This window comes from Actinomadura formosensis NBRC 14204 (assembly GCF_001552155.1).
In the GTDB taxonomy this organism is placed as follows: domain Bacteria; phylum Actinomycetota; class Actinomycetes; order Streptosporangiales; family Streptosporangiaceae; genus Spirillospora; species Spirillospora formosensis.
In genome coordinates this window covers 15,171-33,999 of the sequence record NZ_BCQQ01000039.1, presented here as the reverse complement: position 1 = coordinate 33,999, position 18,829 = coordinate 15,171, and the positions used below count along the sequence as shown (strand labels likewise).

General features: G+C 69.2%; 15 protein-coding genes. 11 read left to right on the top strand and 4 right to left on the bottom strand.

Going from position 1 to position 18,829, the window contains the following annotated elements:
* Positions 1-32: 32 nt before the first annotated feature.
* Positions 33-404: a hypothetical protein gene (locus tag AF1_RS13105; RefSeq protein ID WP_067797360.1), complete on the bottom strand. Its 372-nt coding sequence runs from the start codon at positions 402-404 to the stop codon at positions 33-35.
* 151 nt (positions 405-555) lie between these two features.
* Here AF1_RS13105 and AF1_RS13100 point away from each other — a divergent pair, with 151 nt between their 5' ends.
* From AF1_RS13100 to AF1_RS13085, 4 genes are all read left to right on the top strand, one after another.
* On the top strand, positions 556-1,350 hold the full coding sequence (locus tag AF1_RS13100; RefSeq protein WP_084262846.1) for a polysaccharide deacetylase family protein: 795 nt from the start codon (positions 556-558) through the stop codon (positions 1,348-1,350).
* A 35-nt stretch (positions 1,351-1,385) separates the two neighbouring features.
* Positions 1,386-1,889 (top strand): DUF1707 and DUF4870 domain-containing protein, encoded by a 504-nt coding sequence (locus tag AF1_RS13095; RefSeq protein ID WP_067797357.1) that lies wholly within the window; start codon positions 1,386-1,388, stop codon positions 1,887-1,889.
* A 198-nt stretch (positions 1,890-2,087) separates the two neighbouring features.
* Positions 2,088-3,455 carry an FAD-binding oxidoreductase gene (locus AF1_RS13090; protein ID WP_067797354.1) on the top strand — a complete coding sequence of 456 codons (1,368 nt, stop codon included), beginning with the start codon at positions 2,088-2,090 and terminating at the stop codon, positions 3,453-3,455.
* 79 nt (positions 3,456-3,534) lie between these two features.
* Complete coding sequence (locus AF1_RS13085; protein WP_067797351.1) at positions 3,535-4,800, top strand: SAM-dependent methyltransferase; 1,266 nt, start codon at positions 3,535-3,537, stop codon at positions 4,798-4,800.
* Between the two features lie 130 nt (positions 4,801-4,930).
* On the opposite strand, the gene AF1_RS13080 is transcribed toward AF1_RS13085, so the two are convergent.
* Entirely contained in the window at positions 4,931-5,806 is an 876-nt protein-coding gene (locus tag AF1_RS13080; RefSeq protein WP_067797348.1) for an alpha/beta fold hydrolase, read from the bottom strand.
* Between the two features lie 164 nt (positions 5,807-5,970).
* Between AF1_RS13080 and AF1_RS13075 the strand changes: the two genes are divergently transcribed.
* Positions 5,971-7,359 carry an aspartate aminotransferase family protein gene (locus AF1_RS13075; RefSeq protein ID WP_207394164.1) on the top strand — a complete coding sequence of 463 codons (1,389 nt, stop codon included), beginning with the start codon at positions 5,971-5,973 and terminating at the stop codon, positions 7,357-7,359.
* 162 nt (positions 7,360-7,521) lie between these two features.
* The gene (locus tag AF1_RS13070; protein WP_067797338.1) at positions 7,522-8,769 is read left to right on the top strand and encodes a cytochrome P450; all 1,248 of its coding nucleotides are present in this window, start codon (positions 7,522-7,524) and stop codon (positions 8,767-8,769) included.
* Between the two features lie 105 nt (positions 8,770-8,874).
* On the opposite strand, the gene AF1_RS13065 is transcribed toward AF1_RS13070, so the two are convergent.
* A complete protein-coding gene (locus AF1_RS13065) occupies positions 8,875-10,419 on the bottom strand; it encodes a long-chain-fatty-acid--CoA ligase (protein WP_067797336.1) in 1,545 nt (514 codons plus the stop codon).
* Between the two features lie 125 nt (positions 10,420-10,544).
* On the opposite strand from AF1_RS13065, the gene AF1_RS13060 reads away from it, so the two are divergent.
* Complete coding sequence (locus AF1_RS13060; RefSeq protein ID WP_067797333.1) at positions 10,545-11,159, top strand: hypothetical protein; 615 nt, start codon at positions 10,545-10,547, stop codon at positions 11,157-11,159.
* Positions 11,160-11,333: 174 nt separating this feature from the next.
* On the top strand, positions 11,334-13,802 hold the full coding sequence (leuS, locus tag AF1_RS13055) for a leucine--tRNA ligase (protein ID WP_067797330.1): 2,469 nt from the start codon (positions 11,334-11,336) through the stop codon (positions 13,800-13,802).
* A 55-nt stretch (positions 13,803-13,857) separates the two neighbouring features.
* On the opposite strand, the gene lexA is transcribed toward leuS, so the two are convergent.
* On the bottom strand, positions 13,858-14,559 hold the full coding sequence (lexA, locus tag AF1_RS13050; RefSeq protein ID WP_067797327.1) for a transcriptional repressor LexA: 702 nt from the start codon (positions 14,557-14,559) through the stop codon (positions 13,858-13,860).
* 174 nt (positions 14,560-14,733) lie between these two features.
* Here lexA and AF1_RS13045 point away from each other — a divergent pair, with 174 nt between their 5' ends.
* From AF1_RS13045 to AF1_RS13035, 3 genes are all read left to right on the top strand, one after another.
* On the top strand, positions 14,734-15,069 hold the full coding sequence (locus AF1_RS13045) for a LysM peptidoglycan-binding domain-containing protein (RefSeq protein WP_067797323.1): 336 nt from the start codon (positions 14,734-14,736) through the stop codon (positions 15,067-15,069).
* 257 nt (positions 15,070-15,326) lie between these two features.
* Entirely contained in the window at positions 15,327-15,800 is a 474-nt protein-coding gene (gene nrdR / locus AF1_RS13040; protein ID WP_067797318.1) for a transcriptional regulator NrdR, read from the top strand.
* A 121-nt stretch (positions 15,801-15,921) separates the two neighbouring features.
* Positions 15,922-18,738: a vitamin B12-dependent ribonucleotide reductase gene (locus AF1_RS13035; protein ID WP_067797312.1), complete on the top strand. Its 2,817-nt coding sequence runs from the start codon at positions 15,922-15,924 to the stop codon at positions 18,736-18,738.
* The last annotated feature ends 91 nt before the right edge of the window (positions 18,739-18,829 follow it).

Here is an 18,829-nt window from a genome sequence, read left to right as displayed (position 1 = left end):
AGCGGGCGGCTGCCGGGGCGGGCGCGGCCGGATCAGGGAGCCACCGCTTGGCCGGGGGAGCCAGGGTCTATCCGGCGGCTGGGGTTCCGGGCGTTCCACGCGCGCATTCGCGGCGGGTAGCCGACTATCTGGACGTCGTAGACGGGGAGGCCCAGATCACGAGCGACCTTACCGATGACTTTGGGGGAGCCCACGCGGCGGCGGGTCCATTCGCCGTCGTGGGCGACGGCGACGGCGGTGGTGTCGGTGGCGAAGGTCTCCGGCTCGACGAAGAATTCCACGCCGCGGCGTGCGCGGGCGAAGGCGATCAGCGCCCCTATGTCGGCGTCGGTCGCCTCACGGTCGAGTTTCGTCACCGTGGATCCGCGGTTCTTGCGAATCCCGAATCTGTCCCGGAACCTCATTCGCCTACCCCGTTGTCTGGTGCGGATGCGGTGTACGACAATAACGACTTTCCGGGTGCGGTGGTTACCCGACACAGCGATGGGCATCCCCGGCGGAAAAGGCCCCGCGCCCTAGACTGGCGGACTTGGGTGAACAGCAGCGGGGGTGTTGATGGACGGGCCGTACCTTGTCCGGCGAGGGGCTGCCGGCGTGCTCGCGGCAGCGGTGTTCGGGGGGCTGAGCACGCTCACGCCGGTTCCCGGCCAGGCGAGACCGGTCACCGTGCGGCGCACGGTTCCCGAGGTGAAGCCCAGGCCGGTGCCGCCGCCGCCGGATTGTTCGCGGGTCAAGTGCGTCGCGTTGACATTCGACGACGGCCCGGCGGAGAGCACGGGGAAGTTACTGGACGTCCTCGCGGCGCGGAAGGTGAAGGCGACGTTCTTCGTGGTGGGGGAGAACGTTGTGAGGTATCCAGAACTCGTCCGCCGGGAGCATGAGGCCGGGCACGAGATCGGAGATCACAGCTATACGCACGCCGACCTCGGAAGGGCGTCCAAGGAGAAGGCCAGGTCGGAGTTGACGCGGACCCAGGACGCCATCCGGCGGGTGTCCGGGGTCACGCCGGTGCTTTTCCGGCCGCCGTACGGGTCGATGTCGAAAAGGCTGACGGGGATCACGCGGAAGATCGGGCTGGCGCAGGTGTTGTGGACCGTCGATCCGCTGGACTGGGAACACCGCGACAGCGAATACGTGAAAAAGCGGGTCCTGAAGTCGGTGAAGCCCGGTTATGTCGTGCTGATGCATGACATCCATCCGACGACGGTGAAGGCAGTCCCAAGGATCATTGACCGGCTGGCGGCCGAGGGCTATGTGTTCGTGACCGTGTCGGAGCTGTTCGGCGGGAGACTGACACCTGGGAAGGAGTATCTCCAGCTGAACTCAGGGGAGGCTCAGGGTCTTCCCTGATGGCCGGTGGGTGGGGCCGTGTTCAGCATGGAGTTATGGAAAGCAGCTATGCGGTGGGGGATCTGCGGGTCTCGGACGCCGAGCGGGAAGCGGTCGTCCAGCGGCTTCAGGAGGCCTACGCGGAGGGGCGCCTCGACGAAGACGAGTTCGACGTGCGCGTGCAACTGGCGATCACGGCCAGGACGCGCAACGAGTTGGGGGCGGTCACCGGTGACCTGACGCCCCGGCAGCCGGTCGCCGGGAACGTGTCGGGGGAGGACCGGATGCTGGCGGCGGCGGCCCATGCGGTGGCGGTTCCGACGCTGTTCGTGGGGCCGCTGGTGCTGATGCTGGTGAGCGGCAAGCGGTCGGCGTACGTCCGGCAGCAGGCGGCGGAGGCCGTGAACTACCAGGTCACGCTGCTGCTACTCACGATCGTCACGTTCGGGGTCGGCGGGATCGCCTACGCGGTGGCGTGGGTGCTGTCCGCGGTCGCGGCGGTCTTCGCGCTGGCCGGGCAGACGTTCCGCTATCCGTGGATCCTGCGTCTGGTGAGGTGACACGGGTTTGTCGGTGTGCGGCCTGGGGGAAAGGTTGACGTGGCCGCCCTGTAGCGGTTCTGTCGCCTTCAGGAGACGAAACGACACCGATGTATAGACCTGTGGCTTTATTCCCTTTCCCGCCTGTGACTCCTGCAACGTCCGGGTTGTGTGGACCCGTCCATAGGATGATCGATTAACTGTGCCCGGGAGGGGTAGATGACGGAGCTTGCGGTCAAGGGCGATCATCAGCGGGCGGTGGACGCGCTCAGGAGGTCCTACGCGGCGATCCCGGCGGGTACGCCGGTGCGCCTGGCGAAGCGGACCTCGAATCTGTTCCGGTGGCGTGACCCCTCGGCGGCGCCCGGCCTGGACGTGTCCGGGTTCGACAAGGTGCTGAGCGTGGACGCCGATGCGATGACGGCGCAGGTCCAGGGGATGACGACCTACGAGGACCTGGTCGATGCGACGCTGCCGCACGGGCTGATGCCGACGGTCGTGCCGCAGTTGAAGACGATCACGCTGGGCGGAGCGGTGACGGGCCTCGGCATCGAGTCGACGTCGTTCCGGGACGGGCTGCCGCACGAGGGCGTCCTGGAGATGGAGGTCCTCACCGGTGACGGCGAGGTCGTCACGGCGACGCGCGACAACGAGCACGCCGACCTGTTCTACGGGTTCCCGAACTCCTACGGGACGCTCGGCTACACGCTGCGGCTGAAGATCGAACTGCGCCGCGTCAGCCCGTACGTCCGGCTGCGGCATCTGCGGTTCGCCGACGCGGCGGAACTGGCCAAGGCGATGGGCGAGATCACCGAGTCGGGAACGTTCGAAGGCGAGTCCGTCGACTTCATGGACGGGACGGTCTTCAGCGCCGACGAGCAGTACATCACGCTCGGGTTCTTCGCCGACTCGGCGCCGTACACCTCCGACTACACCGGCCAGGGCATCTACTACCGGTCGATCCAGGAGCGGTCGGTCGACTTCCTGACGATCCGCGACTACATCTGGCGCTGGGACACCGACTGGTTCTGGTGCTCGGGCGCGTTCGGCGTGCAGAACCCGACCGTCCGGCGGCTGTGGCCCGACAGGTACAAGCGTTCCGACGTGTACCGCAAGCTCGTCGCCTACGACCGCCGCTACCACATCGTCGCGCGCGTGGAGCGGTGGCGTGGGCTGCGTCCGCGCGAGGACGTCATCCAGGACATCGAGGTCCCGATCGAACGGCTGCCCGAGTTCCTGGAGTTCTTCCACGGCAAGGTCGGCATGAGCCCCGTCTGGCTGTGCCCGCTGCGTGCGAAGGAGCGGTGGCCGCTGTACCCGCTGGAAGTGGGCCGCACGTATGTGAACGCGGGCTTCTGGGGGACGGTCCGCATCCCGCCCGGCCAGATCCCCGAGCATCACAACCGGCTCATCGAACGTAAGGTCGCGGCCCTTGACGGGCACAAGTCCCTCTACTCGACGGCTTTTTACGGCCGGGACGAGTTCTGGCGTTACTACGACGGGGAGACCTACCGGCGGCTCAAGGAGAGGTACGACCCCGGCGAGCGGTTGCTGGACCTCTACGACAAGTGCGTGCGCGGACGCTGACAGGCGTCCGCCGTATCGGGGGAGCCCGGAGGGCAGCCGGCCGGCAGGGCGGGCCCGGGCGGAGAGACAGGAGGGAAACATGACGCTGGCCAGGGTCTTCGAGCGGCTTGCCGGGGCTGAGACGCCAGTGGAGTTCACGGCGTACGACGGATCGCGGGCGGGGGTGCCCGGTGCCGACATCCGGTTCGACGTCCGCTCGCCGTACGCGGTGTCGTACCTGCTGCACTCGCCGGGCGCGCTGGGGCTCGCCCGCGCCTACGTCACCGGCATGGTCGACGTCGACGGGGACATGATCACCGCGCTGACGACGATGCAGCAGATGCTCGGCGAGGTGACACCGCGGGACAAGGCGCGGGTCGCCGCGGCGGTGCTCGGGGACCCGCTGCTGCGCGGCGCGATCTCGCGCCGGCTGGACCCGCCGCCGCAGGAGGCGCCGTTCAGCCGCATCCCGTCGTGGCTGCGGCACTCCAAGCGGCGGGACGCGAAGGCCATCTCGCACCACTACGACGTGTCCAACACCTTCTACGAGTGGGTGCTCGGCCCCTCCATGGCGTACACGTGCGCGTGCTATCCGCACGAGGGGGCGACACTGGAGGAGGCGCAGTTCCACAAGCACGACCTGGTGGCGAAGAAGATCGCGCTGAAGCCGGGGATGCGGCTGCTGGACGTGGGCTGCGGCTGGGGCGGCATGGTGATGCACGCCGCGAAGGAGTACGGGGTCAAGGCGCTCGGCGTCACGCTGTCCAAGCAGCAGGCCGAGTGGGCGCAGAAGGCGATCGCGGACCGGGGCCTGTCCGACCTCGCGGAGGTCCGGCACATGGACTACCGGGACGTGACGGAGACCGGCTTCGACGCGATCAGCTCCATCGGCCTCACCGAGCACATCGGCAAGGCGAACCTGCCGTCCTACTTCTCGTTCCTGCACGGGAAGCTGCGCAAGGGCGGGCGGATGCTGAACCACACCATCACACGCCCGGACAACACGGCCCCGTCCCGCAAGGAGAACGGGTTCATCAACCGGTACGTGTTCCCGGACGGCGAACTGGAGGGTCCCGGCTACGTCCAGATGCAGATGAACGACGCGGGTTTCGAGATCCGGCACCAGGAGAACCTGCGCGAGCACTACGCACGCACCCTCACCGCCTGGTGCAGGAACCTCGACGAGCACTGGGACGAGGCCGTCGCCGAGGTGGGTGAGGGCACCGCCCGCGTGTGGCGCGTCTACATGGCGGGCTGCGTGCTGGGCTTCAACCAGAACTGGATCCAGCTGCACCAGACGCTGGGGGTCAAGCTGGACGACGGCGGCGTGAGCCACATGCCGCTGCGCCCCGACTGGGAAGCGTGACGGCGGAACCGCTCCCGCGACGAAGACGGGCCGGCCGGACGTTGTTCCGGCCGGCCCGTCCACGTCCGGGGCCGGTTCGCGAGCGGGCGCCGTCCCGGGCCGCGCGGGACCTGCGCGGCCCGGGACCGGCTCAGGACAGCCAGTCGAGGATGCGCGCGTTCACGTCCTCCGGGCGGTCGAGGTGGAGGAAGTGGCCGGCCCGCGGGACCAGGTGCGCGGCGGAACCGGGCGGCAGGGCGGCCTGGACGGCGTCGAGGTGGATCACGTCGGTGCCGAGGCAGCCGTCCTCGGCGCCGTGCAGGTAGAGGACGGGCACCTCCCCGGCGGCGGAGGCGGCCTCCTGCTCGGCCGCGTACCGCTCGACGTGCTTGGACGGGTCGAGCATGGCGCGGTAGTACCCGATCGCCGCTTCGATGTTGGCGGGCGTGGCCAGGCACTCCATGGCGTGGTCGACGTCCGCCGCGTGGTCGGCCCCGGCGGGGGACCAGTCGCGCCAGAGGCCCTCGACGAACGCGCGGTCCAGCGCCATCCCGGCGAGCGGCGTCTGGAAGAGGAAGATGTAGAACGAGCGCTTGAGCTGCTCGTAGTCGAAGAACGCGGTCGTCATCACCGACATCGGCGGGACGGACATCGCGACGGCCCTGCGCCAGCGGCCGGGCGCGACGTTCGCGGCGCCGTAGGTGGTGAAGGCGCCCCAGTCGTGGCCGATGACGACGGCGTCGGGGCCGCCGCCGAGGGCCTCGTGCAGTGCGACGGCGTCGGCGGCGAGGGCGCCGGTCTGGTAGGCGCCGTCCGCGGGGACGGACGTGGGCGCGTAGCCGCGCGTGAAGGGGGCCACGGCGCGGTATCCGGCGGCGGCCAGTTCGGGCATGAGGTGCCGCCAGGTGCGGGCCGAGTCGGGGAAGCCGTGCAGGAGCAGCGCGAGGGGACCGTCCTCGGGGCCCGCCGTGAGATATCCGAAGCCGAGCCCGTTCGCCGTGACCGATCCGGTCGTGATGTCGCCCATGTCCGCCTCCTCGGTTCGCGGCGCACGCTACCCGGCGGCCGGCAAGATCCGCCGACCGGGTCCGCTAAGCTTCGGATATCGGAGTATCAGTAGCTATTTACAGCGGATTCCGTGCTCATCTAGCATCTTGACAACTGGATCAATCGCACTAAGGGAACGTGATGATGGAGCCGGACGTGACCAGCCAGCAGCACGACGCGATGCAGAGGGCGGCGCGCGACCATCTGTGGATGCACTTCGCGCGCCACTCGGGGTCTCAGGGCGGCGCCGAGATCCCCATGATCGTCCGGGGGGACGGCCCGTACGTGTACGACGCGGCCGGCCGCCGCTACCTGGACGGGCTGTCCGGGCTCTTCACCGTTCAGGCGGGGCACGGGCGCGAGGAACTGGCGCAGGCCGCCGCCAAGCAGGCCGCCGAGCTGGCCTACTTCCCGATCTGGTCGTACGCGCACCCGAAGGCGGTCGAGCTGGCCGAGCGGCTCGCCGCCCTCGCGCCCGGCGACCTGAACCGGGTCTTCTTCACCACCGGCGGCGGCGACGCCGTCGAGAGCGCGTGGAAGCTCGCCAAGCAGTACTTCAAGCTCACCGGAAAGCCCACGAAGCACAAGGTGATCAGCCGTGCGGTCGCCTACCACGGCACCCCGCACGGCGCCCTGTCGCTGACCGGGCTGCCCGGCCTGAAGGCCCCCTTCGAGCCGCTCGTGCCGAGCGCCTTCCGGGTGCCGAACACCAACCTCTACCGGGCCGCCGAGCACCGCGACGACCCCGAGGCGTTCGGGCGCTGGGCCGCCGACCGGATCGAGGAGGTCATCGAGTTCGAGGGCCCCGACACCGTCGCCGCCGTGTTCCTGGAGCCGGTGCAGAACGCCGGCGGATGCTTCCCGCCCCCGCCCGGCTACTTCGAGCGCGTCCGGGAGATCTGCGACCGGCACGACGTCCTGCTGGTGTCGGACGAGGTCATCTGCGCGTTCGGCCGCCTGGGCACGACGTTCGGCGCGCAGCGGTTCGGCTACACGCCCGACATCATCACCTTCGCCAAGGGCGTGACGTCCGGCTACGCACCGCTCGGCGGCATGCTCGTCACCGACCGCCTGTTCGAGCCCTTCAAGGAAGGGACGCGGATGTTCGCGCACGGCTACACCTTCGGCGGGCATCCGGTGGCGGCGGCCGTGGCGCTGGCCAACCTCGACCTGTTCGACCGCGAGGACCTCAACGGCCACGTCATGCGCAACCGGGACGCGTTCCGGGGCACGCTGGAGCGGCTGCTCGACCTGCCGATCGTGGGGGACGTCCGCGGTGACGGCTTCTTCTACGGCATCGAGCTGGTGAAGGACAAGGACACGCGGGAGACGTTCAACGACGACGAGTGCGAGCGGCTGCTGCGCGGCTTCCTCGACAAGGCGCTCTACGAGGCGGGCCTGTACTGCCGCGCGGACGACCGCGGCGACCCCGTCGTCCAGCTGGCGCCGCCGCTCGTGTGCGACCAGGGCCACTTCGACGAGATCGAGCAGATCCTCCGGTCGGTGCTCACGGAGGCGTGGGGCCGGCTCTGACCGGACGGCCGGGCCTGGGGGCGTCGCGGGGGGCGTCGTCCCGGGCCCGGCGCCGTTAATGTGAGGTGGGTCACCCCTTCGATCGGTGTGCGCCGGCGACTTTACTTTGAGAGGCTGCCTGTAAACCGAATTAGGTTCGGAATGTGACGAGGTGGTGGGCGCGTGCTCAAGGTCGAGGACATCAACCTGACGGACTGGGAGTTCTGGCGGCGGCCGCACGAGTACCGGCACGAGGCGTTCAAGGCCCTGCGCCGGCACCCGGAGCTGATCCGCTTCGAGGAACCCGACATCGTTATCGTGCCGCAGGGCCCCGGCTACTACGCGCTGACCAGGCACGCCGACATCGTCGAGGCGTCCCGCCGCCCGCAGGACTTCTGCTCCGGCAAGGGCGCCATCAGCATCCCGGACATGCCCGGCGACATGCACGAGTACTTCGGCTCGATGATCAGCATGGACGACCCCCGGCACGCCAAGATCCGGCGCATCGTGTCCCGGGCGTTCTCACCGCGGATGATCCAGCGGTTCGAGGACCGGGTCGAGGCCGTCGCCGCGCAGATCGTCGAGAACATGGCGGCGGGCGGCGGCACCGGCGACTTCGTCGCGGACGTCGCCGCGCGGCTCCCGCTGAAGATCATCTGCGACATGATGGGCATCGCCGAGGAGCACTACCAGACCGTCCTGGACGCCACCAACGTCGTCCTCGCGGGCAACGACGCCGAATTCGTCCCCTCCGGCAGCGCCGAGGAACACGCGATGGCGCTGCTCGGTGCGGGCGAGACCCTCAAGGGCCTGGTCGAGGACCTCGGCCGGCGGCGCCGTGAGAACCCCACCGACGACCTGACGTCCGCGCTGGTGAACGCCAACATCGACGGCGAGTCGCTCAGCGACCAGGAACTCGGCTCGTTCTTCATCCTGCTGGTCGTCGCCGGCAACGAGACCACCCGCAACGCCATCGCGCACGGCCTCGACCTGTTCACCCGCCACCCCGACCAGCGGGCCCTGCTCACCGGGGACTTCGAGAACCGCATGCCCGGCGCGGTCGAGGAGATCGTCCGGTACGTCTCGCCGGTCATCTGGATGCGCCGCACCGCGACGCGCGACACCACGCTGAACGACCACGAGATCAAGGAGGGCGACAAGCTCCTCCTGTACTACTGGTCGGGCAACCGCGACGAGTCCGTCTTCACCCACCCGGAGAAGTTCGACATCCTGCGCGACCCGAACCCCCACGTCGGGTTCGGCGGCCCCGGGCCGCACTTCTGCCTCGGCGCGCACCTGGCGAGGCGCGAGATCACCGTGATGTTCCGCGAACTGCTGCACCGCACTCCCGGCATCCGCGCCGCCGGCGACCCCGACCGGCTGGAGTCCAGCTTCATCAACGGGATCAAGCGCCTGCCCTACACGTTCTGACCTCCCGGCCGGCCTCCCCGGCCCGGTCCACCGGGGCGCCCGGCCACGGCGCCCGGGTGGAGCGGTGGCCTCGGCGTCGGCCGAGGCCACCGGTCCGGCGGCGGGTCAGCGCAGCTCGCGCTTGAGGATCTTGCCGGTGGCGGTCATCGGCAGCTCGTCCCGGAACTCCACGATCCGCGGGTACTTGTAGTTGGCGAACTGCTCCTTGCCCCACGCGATCAGCTCGTCCTCGGTGACGGTGGCGCCCGGCGTCCGGATCACGTACGCCTTGATCTCCTCGCCGTGCGAGGGGTGCGGGACGCCCACGACCGCGGCCAGCGACACCTCCGGGTGGGTCATCAGAACCTCTTCGAGCTCCCGCGGGTACACGTTGTAGCCGCCCCGGATGATCATGTCCTTGGAACGGTCGATGATGTAGTAGTAGCCGTCCTCGTCGCGGCGGGCCACATCACCGGTGCGGAACCAGCCGTCCTTGATCGCGGTCTCGGTCGCCTCGGGCCGCCTGTAGTAGCCCTTCATGATGTTGTGCCCGCGGATGGCGATCTCCCCGGGCCCCTCGCCCTCGATCTCCTTCCAGCCGTCGTCGATCAGCTTCATCTCGACGCCCCAGATCGGCAGGCCGATCGACCCGGGCCTGGTCGGACGGTCCGGACGGTTGAACGACGCGACCGGCGAGGTCTCCGACAGGCCGTAGCCCTCCAGGATGTCCACGCCGAACTTCTGCTTGATCCCCTTGAGGACCTCCATCGGCAGCGCCGAGCCGCCCGACACCGCGACGCGCAGGTTCTCCTGGATGGCCGCGATGTCCTCGGCGGACGTGTCGTCGGTCAGCAGCCCCCAGTACATCGTGGGGACGCCCGCGAAGATGTTCACCTTCTCCTTGACCATCAGCTCGACGGCCTGCCCGGCGTCGAACCGCGGCTGCATGACGAGCGTCGCCCGGCGGTAGAAACCGACGTTCATCACGCACGTCTGCCCGAAGATGTGGAACAGCGGCAGCGTCACCAGCGACGTGTCGTGCAGCGTCCGGTAGAAGAGCGTGTCGTCCACCATGGTGTTCGACAGCAGGTTGCTGTGCGTGAGCTCGGCGCCCTTCGGCTGCCCGGTCGTCCCGCTGGTGTAGATGATGACGGCGGTGTCGTCCGGCCCGGTCCGCGCGGTGTCGAATGTGCCCGGATGGCCGGCGAGCGCGGCCCAGAACAGCTCCGCGCCCTCGATCGGCGACTCGGTCGCCGCGGGGTTGGCGGGCAGCAGGAAGAAGTGCTCGCAGCCGTCCGCCCGCTCGAACCCGGCGTGCCCCATCTCGCCGAGCGGCAGCTCGGGCGTGCCCTCGAAGCAGAAGAACGCCTTCGCCTCGGAGTCGCCCAGGTGATAGGCGATCTCCCGCGGCTTGAGCAGGACGTTCAGCGGGACGATGACCGCGCCCGCCTTGAGCGCGCCGAAGTACACCATCGGGAAGTACGGGAGGTTCGGGCTGGACAGCGCCACCTTGTCGCCCGGCCCGATGCCGCGCGACCGCAGCAGGTTCGCGACCTGGTTCGCGACCGAGTCGATGAACGCGTAGGAGAGCCGGAGATCGCCGAACACGACGGCGTCACGTTCGGGCGTCTCCCTGGCGGCGTCCTCCAGCAGCACGGACAGGTTGAGCATGGCACTCCTCGCGCGGAAAGGTGACCGGCCGGTTAGTTACCGCCGAGTTTACGCACGTCCGGGCGGATTTCCGTCGGCGGGGACCGCTACGATGTGCCGCCTCACGGAAAAAGGGGTGCGCGATCTTGATCATCTTCGGTTGGCGGGTGGTGTTCTTCACTCTGACCAGGGGAGTCTTCCACTGCCCGAGCTGCGGCGGCGACCGCGACTACCGGCGCCGGCAGGGGCGCAACTTCTTCACCCTGTTCTTCGTCCCCGTCATTCCGCTGAACAAGACGGGCGGGGAGTTCATCGAGTGCGACACCTGCCACGGGCGCTGGGAAACCGGTGTCCTGAACGTGCCGACCACCGCGCAGCTCGCCCACATGCCCGCGATGCTGCTGCGCATGGCCATCGCCCAGGTGCTGCGCTCCGGCGACTACACCAACGCCGCCGCCCGGTCCCGCGCCGTCGCCGTCGTCCGGCAGGCGGGCGACGGCGGCTACGACGATGCCGGGCTGACCGCCGACCTCAGCCGTCCCTTCGACGAGGTCCGCGCCGAGATGGGCCGCGCCGCCTCCGCCCTCGCCCCCGAGGCGCGCGAGAGCATCCTGCGCGCGGCGGCCGAGATCGCCCTCATCGACGGTCCGCTCACCGTGTCGGAGGAGGAGACGCTCTCCGCCGTCGGCGCCGACCTCGAACTCACCCGCGTCCAGGTGACCGGTGTCGTGTCCCTGGCGCGCCAGGACTCCGGCCGCTGAATCCCCGCGACCGGGCTTGCGGTTGCGCTACTCTTGATGTATGTCAGCCAGGCTGCTCCTCGAAGGACCACGTTGACGCACTGACGTCAGCGTGGTGGCCCCTCCTGTGCGAGGGGCCGTTTCATGTCGGCGGACGGCCTACGACCCTGCAGCTAGGAACCGGAGTCTGTAAGCGTGAGCAGCGACGAGCAATACGATCCACGGGCGGTTCAGGACAAGTGGCAGGCCCGCTGGGCGGAGCTCGACCCGTTCGCGGCCGACGAGAAGGACACCACCGCCGAGCGGCGCTACGCGCTGGACATGTTCCCCTACCCCAGCGGTGACCTGCACATGGGGCACGCGGAGGCGTTCGCCATCGGGGACGTCCCGGCGCGCTACTGGTTCCAGCGCGGCTACAACGTCCTGCACCCCATCGGCTGGGACTCCTTCGGCCTGCCCGCCGAGAACGCCGCCATCAAGCGCGACTCGCACCCCGCCGAATGGACCTACGCCAACATCGAGACGCAGGCGTCCTCGTTCCAGCGGTACGCGCCGTCGTTCGACTGGTCGCGCCGCCTGCACACCTCCGACCCCGAGTACTACAAGTGGACGCAGTGGCTGTTCCTGCGCTTCTACGAGCGGGGCCTGGCCTACCGCAAGGGCGGCCACGTCAACTGGTGCCCGAAGGACCAGACCGTCCTGGCCAACGAGCAGGTCGTCGGCGGGCACTGCGAACGCTGCGGCGCGCTGGTCGAAAAGCGCGTGCTGACCCAGTGGTACTTCAAGATCACCGACTATGCGGACCGGCTGCTGGACGACATGGAGCAGCTGGAGGGCAGGTGGCCCGAGCGCGTCCTGCTGATGCAGCGCAACTGGATCGGCCGCTCCACCGGCGCCGACGTCGACTTCGTCATCGAAGGACGCGACGAGCCCGTCACCGTCTACACCACCCGCCCCGACACCCTGTACGGCGCGACGTTCATGGTCGTCGCCGCCGACGCCCCGCTGGCCGAGGAGATCTGCCACCCCGACCGGCGGACCGCGTTCGAGGCGTACCGCGAGGAGGTCTCCCGCGAAAGCGAGATCGAGCGCCTGTCGACCGAGCGGGAGAAGACCGGCGTGTTCCTGGGCCGCTACGCGGTCAACCCGGTCAACGGCGAGCGGCTGCCCGTCTGGGCCTCCGACTACGTGCTGGCCGAGTACGGGCACGGCGCGATCATGGCGGTCCCGGCGCACGACCAGCGCGACCTGGACTTCGCGCTGAAGTTCGGCCTGCCCGTCCGCGTCGTCGTCGAGACCGGGCTGGCCGACCCGGCCGAGACCGGCGTCGCCACCCCCGGCGACGGCGCGATCGTCAACTCCGGGCCGATCGACGGGCTGACCAAGGCCGACGGCATCGCCCGCATCATCGAGATCCTGGAGGGGCGCGGCACCGGCCGCGCGTCGGTGAACTTCCGGCTGCGCGACTGGCTGGTGTCCCGGCAGCGGTTCTGGGGCTGCCCGATCCCGGTCGTCCACTGCGAGGCGTGCGGGGAGGTCCCCGTCCCCGACGAGCAGCTGCCGGTGACGCTGCCCGAGGGGCTGCGCGGCGCCGACCTGGCGCCCAAGGGCACCTCGCCGCTGGCCGCCGCGGCCGACTGGGTGAACGTCGAGTGCCCCAAGTGCGGCGGCGCCGCCACCCGCGACACCGACACCATGGACACGTTCGTCGACTCGTCCTGGTACTACTTCCGGTACTGCTCGCCCGGCTACGAGGGCGGCCCGTTCGACGTCGAGCAGGTCCGCCGGTGGATGCCGGTCGACCAGTACACCGGCGGTGTCGAGCACGCCATCCTGCACCTGCTGTACAGCCGGTTCTTCACCAAGGTCCTGTACGACATGGGCATGGTCGAGTTCACCGAGCCGTTCCGCCGGCTGCTGAACCAGGGCCAGGTGATCAACCAGGGCAAGGCGATGTCGAAGTCGCTGGGCAACGGCGTCGACCTGGGCGAGCAGATCGCCGAGTTCGGGGTGGACGTCGTCAGGCTGGCGATCCTGTTCTCCGGCCCGCCCGAGGACGACATCGACTGGGCGGACGTGTCGCCGCACGGCATGGCGAAGTTCCTGTCCCGCGTGCACCGCATCGCGACCGAGGTCTCCTCGGCGCCGGGCGCCGACTCCGCATCCGGTGACACGGCGCTGCGCCGCGCCACCGCCCGCACCATCGACGAGGTCACCACGCTGGTCGAGACGGAGCGGTTCAATGTGGCGATCGCGCGGATCATGGAACTGGTCACCGCGACCCGCAAGGCCATCGACTCCGGCCCCGGCCCGGCCGACCCGGCCGTCCGGGAGGCCGCCGAAACGATCGCGGTCCTGCTGTCGCTGTTCGCGCCCTACACCGCCGACGAGGCGTGGGAACTGCTGGGACGCACCGCACCGGTGATCCGCGCGGGCTGGCCGTCCGCCGACCCGGCGCTGCTGGTGGAGGAGTCGGTCACCTGTGTCGTCCAGATCGCCGGCAAGGTCCGCGACCGGCTGGAGGTCGCGCCCGGCATCGCCGACGAAGAGCTGGAGCGCAAGGCCCTGGCCTCGGCCAAGATTCGGGACGCCCTGGGCGGCGCCGAGATTCTCAAGATCATCGTCCGTGCACCCAAGATCGTCAACATCGTTCCCAAGCGCTGACCGGGCACGCCGAAACGGCCGCCGGAACCGTCCGGCGGCCGTTTCGGCGGGCGTGTCACATCTTGCGGAGGACCGCCACGACCCGGCCGAGGACCGAGGCCTCGTCGCCGGCGATCGGCTCGTAGGCCGGGTTCTGCGGCATCAGCCAGATGTGGCCGTCGTCGCGGCGCTTGAACGTCTTCACCGTGGCCTCGCCGTCGATCATGGCGGCCACGATGTCGCCCTGCTCGGCCACCGGCTGCTGCCGCACGACCACCCAGTCGCCGTCCGCGATCGCGGCGTCGATCATCGAGTCGCCGGTGACCTTCAGCAGGAAGTGGGTGCCCTCGCCGACGAGCTGCTTCGGCAGCGTGAACACGTCCTCGACGGCCTCCTCGGCGAGGATCGGCCCACCGGCGGCGATCCGGCCGACGAGCGGCACGTACGCGGGCGCGGGCCGTGCCGCGGCCGGCCGGCCCGTGGCGGTGTCGTAGGGCTCCTCGTCCGTGCGCACCGGCGTCGCGCCCGGCACCCGGACCTCGACCGCGCGCGGCCGGTTGGGATCGCGCCGCAGGAAGCCCTTGCGCTGAAGCGACCTGAGCTGGTGGGACACGCTGGAGGTACTGGTCAGCCCCACGGCCTCGCCGATCTCGCGCATCGACGGCGGATACCCCCGGCGCTGCACCGAGTCGCGGATCACCTCCAGCACCATGCGCTGCCGCTGGGTCAGGCCCGTCTCGTCCATCGGCCCGTCGGGCAGCTGCCGGACCTTGCTCATCGCTCGTCGCCTCCCGGGCGCCTCGATCGGTCACTCCTCGTCATGGAACGCTATCGCGTCCCGGCCAAATGATCAAACAATTGTTCGAAGATGCACTCGCTTTTTCTGGCCTTCCCTTGATAGAACATCGTACAGGCGTTCGATCGAAAATTCATTCGACGTCGAGGAGCGGAGATGCCCGGTTCCCCGCACAGTGACCACGTCCCGATCCGGCTGACCCGGCGCGGCCGCGCCGTCGTGGTCGCCTTCGCCGCCGCCGTCACCCTCGCCGCCCTCTGGGCCACCGTCGGGCCCGGTGCCTTCGCCGGTTCGCGCGAGAGCCGCCACGGCCCGTCCCGTCCCGCGAGAACCGTGGTCGTCGAACCCGGCGAGACCCTCTGGGACATCGCCTCCGCCGCCGACCCCGGCGGCGACCCCCGGCGCGCCGTCCAGCGGATCATGGACCTCAACGGCCTGGGCGGCGACCCCACCGTCCACCCCGGCCAGGAGATCCGCCTTCCCGCCGGCTGACCCGCGCACCGAATCCGGCCGGGCGTTCCGCGATCGCGGCGGACGCCGTGCCGCGACACGCCGGGACGGAAAATCGGGACCGGTGAGATGACCTGCGCGGACGTGTCGGGGGTGACCCGTGAGGCGCCTGATCAGGTTGCGAACCCTTGTGTCGAGCCGTACGGTTGACCACAACATCTAGTAGTCACATCGATGTAGTTCCCTATATATGGCACTCACATCGGTGTAACTCGTTTTCGTCAGGGGAGGAATCAAGCGTGCACTGCCCGTTCTGCCGCAACCCTGACACCAAAGTGATCGACAGCCGTTCGACCGACGACGGCGCCGCGATTCGGCGCCGCCGCTCGTGCGCCGAATGCGGCAAGCGATTCACGACGCAGGAGAATGTGCTCGTCATGGTGGCCAAGCGCAGCGGCGTCACCGAGCCGTTCTCCCGAGAAAAGATCATCGCCGGTGTGCGCAGGGCCTGCCAGGGCCGACCGGTGGACGAAGATGCGCTCGCGAAGCTGGGACAGCGGGTCGAAGAGGCGATCAGGTCGTCCGGATCCGCGGAAATCCCCTCGCACGAGATCGGCCTCGCGATCCTGGGGCCGCTCGGCGAACTCGATGAGGTCGCCTATCTGCGATTCGCCTCGGTCTACCGGAGCTTCGAGTCGCTGGACGACTTCGCCAAGGAGATCGAAGCACTGCGGAAGGCCGGTTCCTCGGGGGAGCCCGGCCCGTCCCGGTAGGGACGGTTCCAGAAACACACGCCAGCACATGTAAAGGCGCTTCCGCGCGGGCATGGCCCGTGCGGCGGCGCGGTTGTTCCTGAGCTGGGCCCGGCGGGAGGGCCCGAGAAGGGGGAAGGCCATGACGGAGACGGTGAGCGGCTCGCCGACGCGGCGCGGCAAGGGGGGCCGCAAAGGGCTGAAGGTCGAGCGCATTTTCACCACGCCCGGCGTGCACCCGTACGACGAGATGCGCTGGGAACGTCGTGACGTCGTCATGACCAACTGGCGCGACGGCTCGGTGAACTTCGAGCAGCGGGGCGTCGAGTTCCCCGACTTCTGGTCGCTGAACGCCGTCAACATCGTCACGTCCAAGTACTTCCGCGGCGCGGTCGGCACCCCGCAGCGGGAATGGAGCCTGAAGCAGCTCGTCGACCGCGTGGTGAAGGTCTACACCGAGACCGGCATCCGGGAGGGCTACTTCGCCTCCGAGGAGGACGCCGAGATCTTCGACCACGAACTGAAGTACGCCCTCGCCCACCAGCTCTTCAGCTTCAACTCGCCCGTCTGGTTCAACGTGGGCACCAAGTCCCCCCAGCAGGTGAGCGCGTGTTTCATCCTGTCGGTGGACGACACGATGGAGTCCATTCTCGACTGGTACAAGGAAGAGGGCGTCATCTTCAAGGGCGGCTCCGGTGCCGGCCTGAACCTCTCCCGCATCCGCTCCAGCAAGGAACTGCTCTCCTCCGGCGGCACGGCCAGCGGGCCCGTCTCCTTCATGCGCGGCGCCGACGCCTCCGCCGGGACGATCAAGTCGGGCGGCGCGACCCGCCGCGCCGCGAAGATGGTCGTGCTGGACGTCGACCACCCCGACGTCGAGGAGTTCATCCAGACCAAGGCGCGCGAGGAGGACAAGATCCGCGCGCTGCGGGACGCCGGGTTCGACATGGACCTCGGCGGCAAGGACATCAACAGCGTCCAGTACCAGAACGCCAACAACTCCGTCCGGGTGTCGGACGAGTTCATGCGGGCCGTCGAGTCGGACGGCGAGTTCGGGCTGCGCGCCCGGCTGACCGGCGAGGTCATCGAGACCGTCAAGGCCAAGGACCTGTTCCGGCTGATGGCGAAGGCCGCCTGGGAGTGCGCCGACCCCGGCATCCAGTACGACGACACGATCAACGACTGGCACACCAACCCCGAAACCGGACGGATCACCGCAAGCAACCCTTGCAGCGAGTACATGAGTCTGGACAATTCGTCCTGCAATCTCGCGAGCATCAACCTGCTGAAATTCCTCACGGACGCGGGCATGTTCGACGTCGCGAAGTTCGTGAAGCTCACCGAGCTGATCATCACGGCGATGGACATCTCCATCACGTTCGCCGACTTCCCGACCGAGAAGATCGCGCAGACGACGCGGGACTACCGCCAGCTCGGCATCGGCTACGCCAACCTGGGCGCCCTGCTCATGGCGACCGGGCACGCCTACGACTCCGCGGGCGGGCGCTCCCTCGCCGCGGCGATCACGTCGCTGATGACGGGCGTGGCCTACCGCCGGTCCGCCGAGATCGCCGGCGTGGTCGGCCCGTACGCGGGCTACGCCCGCAACGCCGAGGCGCACAAGCGCGTCATGCGCAAGCACGCCGCCGCCAACGACGGCATCCGCACGCTGGACGTGATGGACAAGGCCGTCCACGTCGCCGCCGCCAAGCAGTGGACGGAGTGCCTGAAGGCCGGCGAGAAGCACGGCTACCGAAACGCCCAAGCGAGCCTTCTGGCACCTACCGGGACAATCGGGCTGATGATGGACTGCGACACCACCGGCATCGAACCCGACCTGGCGCTGATGAAGTTCAAGAAGCTCGTCGGCGGCGGGTCCATGCAGATCGTCAACCACACGGTGCCGCGGGCCCTGGAGAAGCTCGGCTACCAGCAGGAGCAGATCGAGGCCATCGTCGAGTACATCTCCGAGCACGGCCACGTGGTGGACGCGCCGGGCCTGCGTCCCGAGCACTACGAGGTGTTCGACTGCGCGATGGGCGAGCGGGCGATCAGCCCGATGGGACACGTCCGGATGATGGCGGCGGTCCAGCCGTTCCTCTCGGGCGCCATCAGTAAAACGGTCAACATGCCAGAAAAGGCCACCATCGAGGACATCGAGAAGGTGTACTTCGAGGGCTGGCGTCTCGGCCTGAAGGCCCTGGCGATCTACCGCGACAACTGCAAGGTCGGCCAGCCGCTGTCGGTGGCCGGCAAGAAGGAGAAGGAGAAGGAGGCGCCGGCGGAGGTCACGGTCCCACGCCCGGTCCGGCGGCGGCTGCCGAAGCAGCGTCCCGCGACCGTCACCCGCTTCTCCGTCGCCGGTGCCGAGGGCTACATGACGGCCTCGTCCTACCCGGACGACGGGGTCGGCGAGGTCTTCCTCAAGCTCGGCAAGCAGGGCTCCACGCTCGCCGGCGTGATGGACGCGTTCTCCATGGCGATCTCCATCAGCCTGCAGTACGGCGTCCCGCTGGAGACGTGGGTGGAGAAGTTCACCAACATGCGGTTCGAGCCCGCCGGTATGACCGACGACCCCGACATCCGCATGGCGACCTCGGTGATGGACTACATCTTCCGCCGCCTGGCGCTGGACCACCTCCCCTACGAGGAGCGCGCGGGCCTCGGCATCTTCACCGCTGAGGAACGCGCGATGCAGGCCAACGGCGAGGACCCCGCCGCCCTGCACGCCGAGGACGAGGTCGACCACGAGTCGCTCGCCCAGTCCGCCGCGATCACCCGGCCGGCCGCGCCCGCCCCGGCCCCGTCCGCCGAGGCGCACTCGTCCGTGGAGGCGATCGAGAGCCGCCAGGGCCGTACCGCCGACGCGCCGCTCTGCCTCACCTGCGGCACCAAGATGCGCCCGGCGGGCAGCTGCTACGTCTGCGAGGGCTGCGGCTCCACCAGCGGCTGCAGCTGAAACCGGGCCTCGATACGGCATGAAAGGCCAGTTCAGAGCGGTGGAGCGATGGAGGGACGGGGCATCGCTCCACCGCGCCGAGGGGATCATG

Coding starts and splice junctions, on each gene's coding strand:
- AF1_RS13105 (WP_067797360.1), bottom strand. CDS start 404: ATGAGGTTCCGGGACAGATTCGGGATTCGCAAGAACCGCGGATCCACG.
- AF1_RS13100 (WP_084262846.1), top strand. CDS start 556: ATGGACGGGCCGTACCTTGTCCGGCGAGGGGCTGCCGGCGTGCTCGCG.
- AF1_RS13095 (WP_067797357.1), top strand. CDS start 1,386: ATGGAAAGCAGCTATGCGGTGGGGGATCTGCGGGTCTCGGACGCCGAG.
- AF1_RS13090 (WP_067797354.1), top strand. CDS start 2,088: ATGACGGAGCTTGCGGTCAAGGGCGATCATCAGCGGGCGGTGGACGCG.
- AF1_RS13085 (WP_067797351.1), top strand. CDS start 3,535: ATGACGCTGGCCAGGGTCTTCGAGCGGCTTGCCGGGGCTGAGACGCCA.
- AF1_RS13080 (WP_067797348.1), bottom strand. CDS start 5,806: ATGGGCGACATCACGACCGGATCGGTCACGGCGAACGGGCTCGGCTTC.
- AF1_RS13075 (WP_207394164.1), top strand. CDS start 5,971: ATGGAGCCGGACGTGACCAGCCAGCAGCACGACGCGATGCAGAGGGCG.
- AF1_RS13065 (WP_067797336.1), bottom strand. CDS start 10,419: ATGCTCAACCTGTCCGTGCTGCTGGAGGACGCCGCCAGGGAGACGCCC.
- lexA (WP_067797327.1), bottom strand. CDS start 14,559: ATGAGCAAGGTCCGGCAGCTGCCCGACGGGCCGATGGACGAGACGGGC.
- AF1_RS13045 (WP_067797323.1), top strand. CDS start 14,734: ATGCCCGGTTCCCCGCACAGTGACCACGTCCCGATCCGGCTGACCCGG.
- AF1_RS13035 (WP_067797312.1), top strand. CDS start 15,922: ATGACGGAGACGGTGAGCGGCTCGCCGACGCGGCGCGGCAAGGGGGGC.